The organism is Patescibacteria group bacterium (assembly GCA_020148145.1).
In the GTDB taxonomy this organism is placed as follows: Bacteria; Patescibacteriota; Minisyncoccia; order Minisyncoccales; family JAHCRE01; genus JAHCRE01.
In genome coordinates this window covers 19,032-27,603 of record JAHCRE010000003.1, presented here as the reverse complement: position 1 = coordinate 27,603, position 8,572 = coordinate 19,032, and the positions used below count along the sequence as shown (strand labels likewise).

The 8,572-nt window shown below is 33.6% G+C and carries 10 protein-coding genes; 4 read left to right on the top strand and 6 right to left on the bottom strand.

Going from position 1 to position 8,572, the window contains the following annotated elements; all coding sequences use genetic code 11:
* Positions 1-335 (top strand): hypothetical protein (locus KJA15_00185; protein MBZ9571749.1); only part of this gene is annotated, 335 nt, incomplete at its 5' end.
* A 157-nt stretch (positions 336-492) separates the two neighbouring features.
* Here KJA15_00185 and KJA15_00180 read toward each other — a convergent pair.
* From KJA15_00180 to rpmH, 4 genes are read right to left on the bottom strand one after another with little or no spacing between them, the layout of a single operon-like run.
* Entirely contained in the window at positions 493-954 is a 462-nt protein-coding gene (locus KJA15_00180; GenBank protein MBZ9571748.1) for a hypothetical protein, read from the bottom strand.
* Positions 955-959: 5 nt separating this feature from the next.
* The gene (locus KJA15_00175) at positions 960-1,664 is read right to left on the bottom strand and encodes a membrane protein insertase YidC (GenBank protein MBZ9571747.1); all 705 of its coding nucleotides are present in this window, start codon (positions 1,662-1,664) and stop codon (positions 960-962) included.
* Between the two features lie 8 nt (positions 1,665-1,672).
* Positions 1,673-2,017 (bottom strand): ribonuclease P protein component, encoded by a 345-nt coding sequence (rnpA, locus tag KJA15_00170; protein MBZ9571746.1) that lies wholly within the window; start codon positions 2,015-2,017, stop codon positions 1,673-1,675.
* Positions 2,018-2,066: 49 nt separating this feature from the next.
* Positions 2,067-2,201 carry a 50S ribosomal protein L34 gene (gene rpmH, locus KJA15_00165; protein MBZ9571745.1) on the bottom strand — a complete coding sequence of 45 codons (135 nt, stop codon included), beginning with the start codon at positions 2,199-2,201 and terminating at the stop codon, positions 2,067-2,069.
* Between the two features lie 179 nt (positions 2,202-2,380).
* Here rpmH and dnaA point away from each other — a divergent pair, with 179 nt between their 5' ends.
* Complete coding sequence (gene dnaA, locus KJA15_00160) at positions 2,381-3,727, top strand: chromosomal replication initiator protein DnaA (GenBank protein MBZ9571744.1); 1,347 nt, start codon at positions 2,381-2,383, stop codon at positions 3,725-3,727.
* Between the two features lie 173 nt (positions 3,728-3,900).
* Positions 3,901-5,046 (top strand): DNA polymerase III subunit beta, encoded by a 1,146-nt coding sequence (gene dnaN, locus KJA15_00155; protein MBZ9571743.1) that lies wholly within the window; start codon positions 3,901-3,903, stop codon positions 5,044-5,046.
* Positions 5,047-5,080: 34 nt separating this feature from the next.
* Here the strand turns inward: dnaN and KJA15_00150 are convergent, their stop codons facing one another.
* Positions 5,081-7,033, bottom strand: coding sequence for a PBP1A family penicillin-binding protein (locus KJA15_00150; GenBank protein ID MBZ9571742.1), 1,953 nt, complete (start codon positions 7,031-7,033; stop codon positions 5,081-5,083).
* Between the two features lie 70 nt (positions 7,034-7,103).
* Here KJA15_00150 and KJA15_00145 point away from each other — a divergent pair, with 70 nt between their 5' ends.
* Positions 7,104-8,306 carry a tyrosine--tRNA ligase gene (locus tag KJA15_00145; protein ID MBZ9571741.1) on the top strand — a complete coding sequence of 401 codons (1,203 nt, stop codon included), beginning with the start codon at positions 7,104-7,106 and terminating at the stop codon, positions 8,304-8,306.
* A 7-nt stretch (positions 8,307-8,313) separates the two neighbouring features.
* Here the strand turns inward: KJA15_00145 and KJA15_00140 are convergent, their stop codons facing one another.
* Positions 8,314-8,457: a hypothetical protein gene (locus KJA15_00140; GenBank protein MBZ9571740.1), complete on the bottom strand. Its 144-nt coding sequence runs from the start codon at positions 8,455-8,457 to the stop codon at positions 8,314-8,316.
* Positions 8,458-8,572 lie beyond the last annotated feature (115 nt).

Genomic DNA, 8,572 nt, shown 5'->3' with positions numbered 1-8,572 from the left:
TTTACGACCCTATTGCAGATATAAACAAAGATCAGATAGTTGATGCTTTTGATGCTGCAGCATTTGCTATCTGTGGAATGGATGAGGCTTGCTGTCAGGGTTTATGGGATGATACTGATCCTTGTCCGCCACCTCCATCACATACTTGTGTCGAGTTACAAGATCGAATAACTGATACATTTGGTGAAAGTTGTGGTACAGTAGGTTATGATCCTGTTGCAGATGTAAATAAAGACCAAACAATTAATGTGTTTGATATTGTGATGCTCGCTCTGTGTGAAGGAGACGATACATGTTGTGATGGGTTGTGGGATACAACCGACCCTTGCCCTTAAAGAAAGCTGGGCCAAAGAATATCTAACTAAGCCCTTTATACTATTACCAGGAATATTATTGATTTTCTATGAAATAATAAAATATAATTTTATCAAAAATTAAAAAACTAAAAAGGGCCTTTAGGCCCTTTTTTATATAAAATCTTCCTCTTTAATTTTAGGGATAAGGCCTAATTACCACTCTTCTTTCTAGCCCTCGGCCAATGCTTTCTGAGGTGACATCCTTTCTTTCAGCTAATTCCAGATGGATAATTCTTCTTTCGTAAGCTGGCATAGGAGATAAAATTTTTTCTTTTTTTGTTAAGGAAACTTCATCGGCAACAGATTTTGCTAATTCTTTTAAATATTCGATTTTTTTCTTTTTGTAATCTGCGACATCTAAATCAATATAAAAATTTTCTTTTATTTTTCGCTTTAAAATTACCTTTAAAAGATGCTGAATTTCCAATAAAGTAAGGCCATGTTCTCCAATTAAAATTTGGGGCTTTTCTGTTTTCAAACTTATTGGCAAGGCTTCTCCTCTCTGAGGTAAAAACTCAATTTCAACATCAATTGTTGTTTTTTTGAAAAAATCCTCAGTGATTTTTTTAATTGTTTCAATATTGCTTTGGCTTAGCATAAAATTTAAGCAGGACGTTTCTTTAAAATAAAATATTGTTGGATTATTGAAAAGATTGTTACCACTAACCAATAAAGACCAATAGCTGAAGGGAGTTTTAACAAAATGAAAATCGTAAAAATTGGAAAAAAGTAAAGTATTTGCTTTTGGAAAATTTGGGAAAATCGATCTGTTTTCCCTTTTGCCTTTGGTGCCACCATTTTTGATTGAAAAAATTGAAAGACTCCAGTAAAAATTGCCAAAATTGGCGAAGGTTTATTAAGATCTAAAATTCCTAAAAAAAGAGGGGAAATATTTCCGGGATGAGGAATAAAGTTATAAAGGCTAAGCATCTCTTCTGGATGAAATCCTCTCAAAAATACTCGATAAAGAGCGATTAAAATTGGTATTTGCAAAAATAGAGGTAAAAGTCCGGAAAAAGGATTAATTTTTTCTTTCTGATAAAGTTCCATCATTGCTAAGGCCTGTTTTTCTTTATCATCTTTGTATTTTTTTTGAATGTCTTGAATCTTTGGCTGAAGATTACTTAGAGCTTTCTGGGATTTAATCGACTGTTTACTCAAAGGATAAAATAGGGCTTTTGTTAAGAGAGTTAAAAAAATTATAGCTATCCCAAGATCTTTTCCGGGTAAATATTGATATAGCAAAACCAAGATATTGAATAAGGGTTGATATAAAATTTTATTAAAAATATTAATAAGTAATTCCATATTGAATTTTAGTTTTTTATTAGGCTTGCCTTTTCAAAAATTTTATTCAAAATTTCTTCGATTTCCCAAAAATCTTTTTTTTCTAAGCCTGGGCTAGCCACTAAAACAACGTCGACTCCTTTTTTAATTTTACCCAACTTCATTCTCACTAACTCTCTTAGTCTCCTTTTCATTTTATTACGTAAAGTTGCCTTTTTTGAAAGTTTCTTGGAAACCATAAAACCAAAACGGCTATGGTTTAAATTATTTTTAATTATTTTTAAAAATAAAAAATCCTCTTTGAAGCCTCGGCCAGCCCTAAAAACCTTTTCAAAGTCCTTACTTTTCTTTAGGCGACTTTCTTTAAACAGCATTTTATTCTAAAAAGGTTCGGTCAAAATTAAATATAAAAAATTTCTGATTTTAAACTGTAAGTTTCTTTCTTCCTTTCCTCCTTCTTTTAGACACAACTCTTTTCCCTCCCTTAGTTTTCATTCTCTTTCTAAATCCATGGGCTCTTTTTCTTTTTTTTCTTTTTGGCCGATAAGTAATTACCATATTTTCTAATTTCGATTTTACTCTTTTAAAATCAAAAGTCAATTTTCACTATTTCTCCACAATTTATTAACAAATTTTGTTTTTCCCTGTTTATTTTACTAATCCTTGACTTATGATATAATAAGTTGGAAATAAATATTTCTATACTTTATTATTTAAGTTTGTTTTATAATAAAACTATGACCAACGAAGAGCTCTGGCAAGCAGTCTTAGCCCAAATCCAGTTAAATATTTCTCCAGCTAATTTTGTTACTTGGTTTAAAAACACCGAAATTTTGACTAAAAAAGAAAACCAGATAATAGTTTCGGTACCCAATACCTTCGCTAAAGAATGGCTCGAAAGTAAATACCACAAAAATATTTTTAAAATTTTACATAGTTTAGATGAAAAGGTTAAAGAAGTCAGATATATTGCCGGGAAAGTTAATTTAAAGGTTTCAAAAAGAAGCCCTCTCCCTCTAACTAGAACTGAACAGCTTGAATTTCAAGAGTTTAAAATCAATGGGGAAACAAGTCTTAATCCACGATATACTTTTGAGAACTTCGTAGTCGGCCCTTTTAATGAATTACCTCAGGCGGCTGCCTGGGCAATAACAAAAAAACCCGGGCTTGTTTATAATCCTCTTTTTATTTATGGAGGCGTAGGTCTGGGCAAGACCCACTTACTCCAAGCAATTGGTAACGAAGTTGTTAAAAATTTCCCCAAAAAGAAAGTAAAATATATTCCAGCTGAAAGATTTACTTCCGGAGTAGTGGCTTCAATCAGAAACCAGAAGATTGCAAATTTTAAATCGAAATTAAGAACAATTGATATCTTAATTTTAGATGATGTCCAATTTTTAGCTGGAAAAGAAAAAACCCAGGAAGAGTTTTTTCACACCTTTAATGCTCTTTATGAAAAAAACAACCAAATTGTTCTTTCTTCCGATCGACCGCCAAAGGCTATCCCAACTTTAACTGAAAGACTGAGGTCGCGTTTTGAAGGAGGAATGATTGCCGACATTGGCTATCCTGATTTTGAAACTAGGATAGCGATTTTAAAAGCGAAAGCCCAAGAAAGAAAAATTGATTTTTCTACTCCTGTCTATGAATATATTGCTTCTAATATCCAAAAAAATATCAGAGAATTAGAAGGAGCTTTAAATAGATTGGCGGCCTATCAAAAACTCAATAAGCAACCTCCTGATTTGGAAATTACTAAGTCTCTCCTAAAAAGCTTAATTTTTTCCCCGAAAAAAGTTATTACTCCCAAAAAAATCCTTCGAGCAGTGGCTGAGTTTTATGACTTAAAAGAAAAAGACCTTTTAGCTTCTTCGAGAAAAAAAGAAATTGTCAGGCCAAGACAAGTAGCTATGTATCTATTAAGAGAAGAACTAAAAAGCTCCTATCCTTTTATTGGAAGAAAATTAGGGGGGAAGGATCACACTACCGCTATTTATGCTTATGAAAAAATTTTAAAGGAGCTAAAAAAGAATGAAAACCTAGGAGAGGAAATTAACTTAATAAAACAGCGGATTTCGAGTTAATAATTAGAGAATAATCTTTCTAACAAAAAATTTTGATAAATAACAAAGAATTTTTCCTAAAAGTTTCCCTTTATTTTCAACACTTTATTCTCAATAAATATTAATAGAATCTCAAGTTAGAACATAGCTTTCTACACCACTAATAATAGTAATAATAAAAAATAGATATTAATATGAATAGTAATCAACTAAGTCTGATAATCTTACAAGAAAAACTTAAAAATGGATTAAATGTTGTAGGAAGAGTTTCTCCAAAATCTTATACTTTGCCAATTCTTAATAATATTCTAATCCAGGCAGAGAAGAACTTTTTACAACTATCAACCACTGATTTGGAAGTTGGTATAAATTGGTGGTCCTTAGCTAAAATAGAAAAAGAAGGCAAAATAACTATTCCAACAAAAATAATATCTTCTTTTGTCAATTTTCTCCCTAATAAACCGATGAAACTGGAAGTTAAAGGTTCCAATTTACTTATTGAATCGGAAAATTACAAGACTCAGATAAAAAGCTTTAGCGCCGATGAGTTCCCAATTATCCCGCATATATCAGAAGAGAAAAAAATTTTAGTTGATAATTCAGCTTTTTGCCAGGGCTTAGAAACAATTGTCAACTTTGCTCAACCTTCTACCGCCAGGCCAGAGATCTCTGGGATATATTTTTCCTTTGAGAAAGAGTTAATTAAAATGGTAGCGACTGATAGTTTTAGATTAGGAGAGAAAAAGCTTTTTTTAGAAAAACCTCTTTCGTTCTCCCAGAAATATTCTTTGATTCTTCCTCAGAAAGCAGCTAGGGAGTTAATTAATGTTTTTGGGGAAAAGAAAGGAGAACTTAAAATCTGTTTGGAACCTAATCAGGCTTTATTTGAAATTCCAATGGCAGAGACTCCTCATCCGCAGGTTCAGCTCGTTTCTCGCTTAATTGAAGGAGGATATCCAGACTATCAGGCGATTATTCCTAAAAAATATAAGACCCAGCTATTTTTGCCAAAAAATGAATTTTTAAATCAAGTTAAACTAGCCAGTCTTTTTAGTGGGAAAATAAACGAGGTCAAGTTTAAGATCGAAAAAAAGAAAGAAGGAATAGAAATTTTTAGCCAAGACCCTGACCTTGGAGAACATAGGTCTTTTCTTCCTGGGGAAATAAACGGTGAAGAAGTTACGGTTTCTTTTAATCACCGATTTCTTATTGATGGTCTTTTAAATATAAAAAGCAAAGACCTAATTTTTGAACTAAACGGCGAAGATGGGCCAGGCGCTTTAAAGCCAGTAGGAGACCAAAGTTATATTTATATTTTAATGCCTATAAAGGCAAGTTAAGGCCTAGTTTTTAAAATTAACTAAAAGATTCTGGCTAGTTGGGAAAAGGCTTTTTGAAAGTTTCTTTCGGATATTTTAATAAAGCCTCTTCCATAAATTGGTGCCAGATTGGTCCTGCTACCACTACTCCTGGTCCTTTTCGCATTGGGGTCCCATCATTATTTCCTACCCAAACTCCGGCCACAATTGAGGGAGTATAGCCTATAACCCAACCGTCTTTATAATTCTCAGTTGTCCCGGTTTTAGCTGCCACCTTAGAATCTTCAAGATAAAGAGGAGAGCTTGGGCCGAACACTGGGGTCCTGGCTTGATTGTCTGACAAAATATCATTAATAAGCCTGGCTACCTCAGTTTCTAAAACTCTTTTTGGAGTTTTTTTATTTTCCTCAATTATGTTTCCTCGTTCATCTTCAACTCTTAGAATAGCAACTGGAGGAGTCCTTAATCCTTCGGTAGCAAAAACTCCATAAGCTGAAACCATGTCTAGAAGCTTTACTTCCCCACCTCCTAAAACTAAGGCCAACCCATACCAAGAGGGAGGTTTATCTAAAGTAGTGATTCCAAGGTCTTTGGCTGTTTTAATGCTATCTTTTAGGCCGGCTAGATAGGCAAGAACTTTTACTGAGGGAACATTTAAAGATTGAGCCAAACCTTCTCTTAAAGTTACTGGGCCCCGGAAAAGACCATCATAATTTTGGGGAATATAAGGTTTCCCGCCCCAGAGACCAAAATTTGTTTCCTTGTCCAAAACTTTATATTTATCATTAAAGCCTTTTTTAAAAGCAGTAGCATAAACAAAGGGCTTAAAAGCTGAACCTGGTTGTCTACCTAATAAGCTAACATTTGGGCTTGGGTCAAAAAGACAAGTTTTCCCGGGGATACATCCTTGGGGATAAGGGTTTCCAAACCAATCTCTTGAACCTACCATAGCTAATATCTGACCAGTTTTGGGATCAATTGCCACTAAAGAAGCATTAAAGGCCCGGTAGTTTTCATTAGTTTTTGCCCCTTCTTCGACCACTTTTTCTGCTAATTCCTGGAGTTCCCAATCCAAGCTAGTATAAACTCTAAGCCCTTTTTCTCTTAAGAAATCTTCTCCATATTTTAATTCAAGATAGTTTTTAATATAAAGGACAAAATGGGGAGCCTTGATTGGGTGCAAGGCCTTGGCAAACTTTATTTCCTCTTTTTTTGCCAATTCTTTTTTTTCCTTTGTAATGAAACCTGAAAGCTCCATTCGGTCTAAAACATAATCCTTTCTGGCCAACAGTTCAGCCAAGTTGTCTCCAAAAGGAGAGAGACGACTTGGGGCTTTAATTAAAGAAGCTAAAAGAGCGGCCTCAGCTAGAGAAATATCAGAGACAGGTTTCCTAAAATAAGTCTGGCTAGCTGCCTCTACTCCATAAGCGTTTGAACCAAAAGGAATTTGATTTAAATAAAATCCTAAGATTTGATCTTTAGAATATCTTCTTTCTAATTCCAAAGTTAAAATAATTTCTCTTGTTTTCCGCTCCAGAGTTTTCTCCATGGTTAAAAAAGAAGAACGAATTAATTGTTGAGAAATAGTTGAGCCTCCCTGGATTGGTTTACCTAATTTTAAATTATTTAAAACAGCGCGAGCCACTGCTTTGAAGTCTATTCCAAAATGGTGATAAAAATTAATATCTTCAGTGGCAATAACTGCTTCTTTTAAGTATTCTGGCACTTTTTCTAAAGGGACAATCTCTCTTTTTTCTTCGCCATAAATTTCATATAAAAGAGTTTCTCCTGAGCGGTCATAAATCTTGGTGGATTGGAAGAACTGTCTTTCCAAAAATTTCTCTGGCCGGGGAAGATCCTTGGCATAATAAATAAATAAGGATAAAGACCCTAATAAAAGAACTAAAAAGCCAAAGCCTAAAGACCTGAAGAGTAAACCGACCCTTTTTCCTATTTTAGACCTTGGGCTTTTTTCGTAAACTTTTAGATGTCTTTTTCTTTTGGCCATGAATTCCAAATTATTTTTAACATTTTTTCAGAAATTTGTTAAATCTTTAAAATTGTAGTAAATTAAAAGTATGAAAACGAAAATAGATACTAGTTCAAAAAAGGTTAAAGAGGTTTTAACTAGGGGGGTAGAAAAAGTATTACCAAGTAGAGAAAAATTAGCAAGATTAATGAAAAAAAGAAAAATCCGCCTTTATCTTGGGATAGACCCGACTGCCCCTGAGCTTCACCTCGGCCATGCAATTCCTTTAAGAAAACTTCAACAATTTCAAAAGTTAGGGCATGAGGTGATTTTACTCTTTGGCACTTTTACTGCCCAGATAGGCGACCCTTCAGAGAGAGATAAAAAAAGAAAACCCCTTAGTTTGACTCAAATCAAAAAAAATATGGCCACCTATAAAAAACAGGCTTCAAAAATTCTAAATCTTTCAGAGATCAAGGTTAAGTACAATGCTGGCTGGTTGGCTAAACTTACTTTTAGAGATCTTGTCGAGCTCACTTCTTATTTTACTACTTCCCAACTATTAGAGAGAGATATGTTCCAACATCGCCTTAAAAAAGGAGGAGAAGTTTGGATTAATGAATTTCTATATCCTTTATTGCAGGGCTACGATTCAGTGGCAATGAATGTCGATTTAGAAATTGGCTCAACTGATCAGATATTTAATATGTTAGTTGGCAGGAAGCTGCAGCGAGTTTACAACAAGAAAGAGAAATTCGTTTTGACTACCCCCATGCTGCCAGGCCTTGACGGACGAAAGATGAGCAAAACCTTCGGCAATACAGTTAATATTATGGATTCAGCCGACGACATGTATGGGAAACTCATGTCTCTTAGGGACGATTTAATTATTCAATATTTTAAATTATGCGCTGAAGTTCCCGAGAAAAAAATTAAAGAAATTGAAAAAAAACTAAAACTTAAAAAAATAAACCCTCGAGACATAAAGGCTAGATTGGCTCGAGAAATTGTTAGCATTTATCATAGTAAAGGAGTGGCCCAGATCGCTGAAAAAGAATTTAAACAGATTTTTAAAGAGAAAAAATTGCCTTCTAAAATTTTAGAGATTTCAATAAAGGAAAAAACCTTAAACATTCTTGATTTATTGACTAAAACAAATTTAGCCTCTTCAAAATCAGAGGCTAAAAGATTGATTTTACAAAAAGGAGTAAAGATAAATGGTAAATTGGAGGAGGGTTGGAAAAAAACTATAAAAATTAAAAAAGGGTTGGTCCTTCAGATCGGGAAAAGAAAATTTGTTAGGTTAATTTAGAATATTTTTATAAATCTTCTTCCCACCCTTCACCCCATTCTTCTTCAGTTTCTCCTCTCTTTTCACTTATCTCGTCTTCTATCTCGTCTTTCATCTCGTCTTCCTCTTCTTTGAGATAGGGAGCTAAAATTGCATTTTTTAGGAAATACATATTTTTACTCCAGAATGGCTTAATAATGATTAATTTTGGAGATAATTTTTTATATTAAACTGATGAATTTTACGTCTTTTAACGCTATTATAAAAAGACAAAAGGGCTTGTCAAG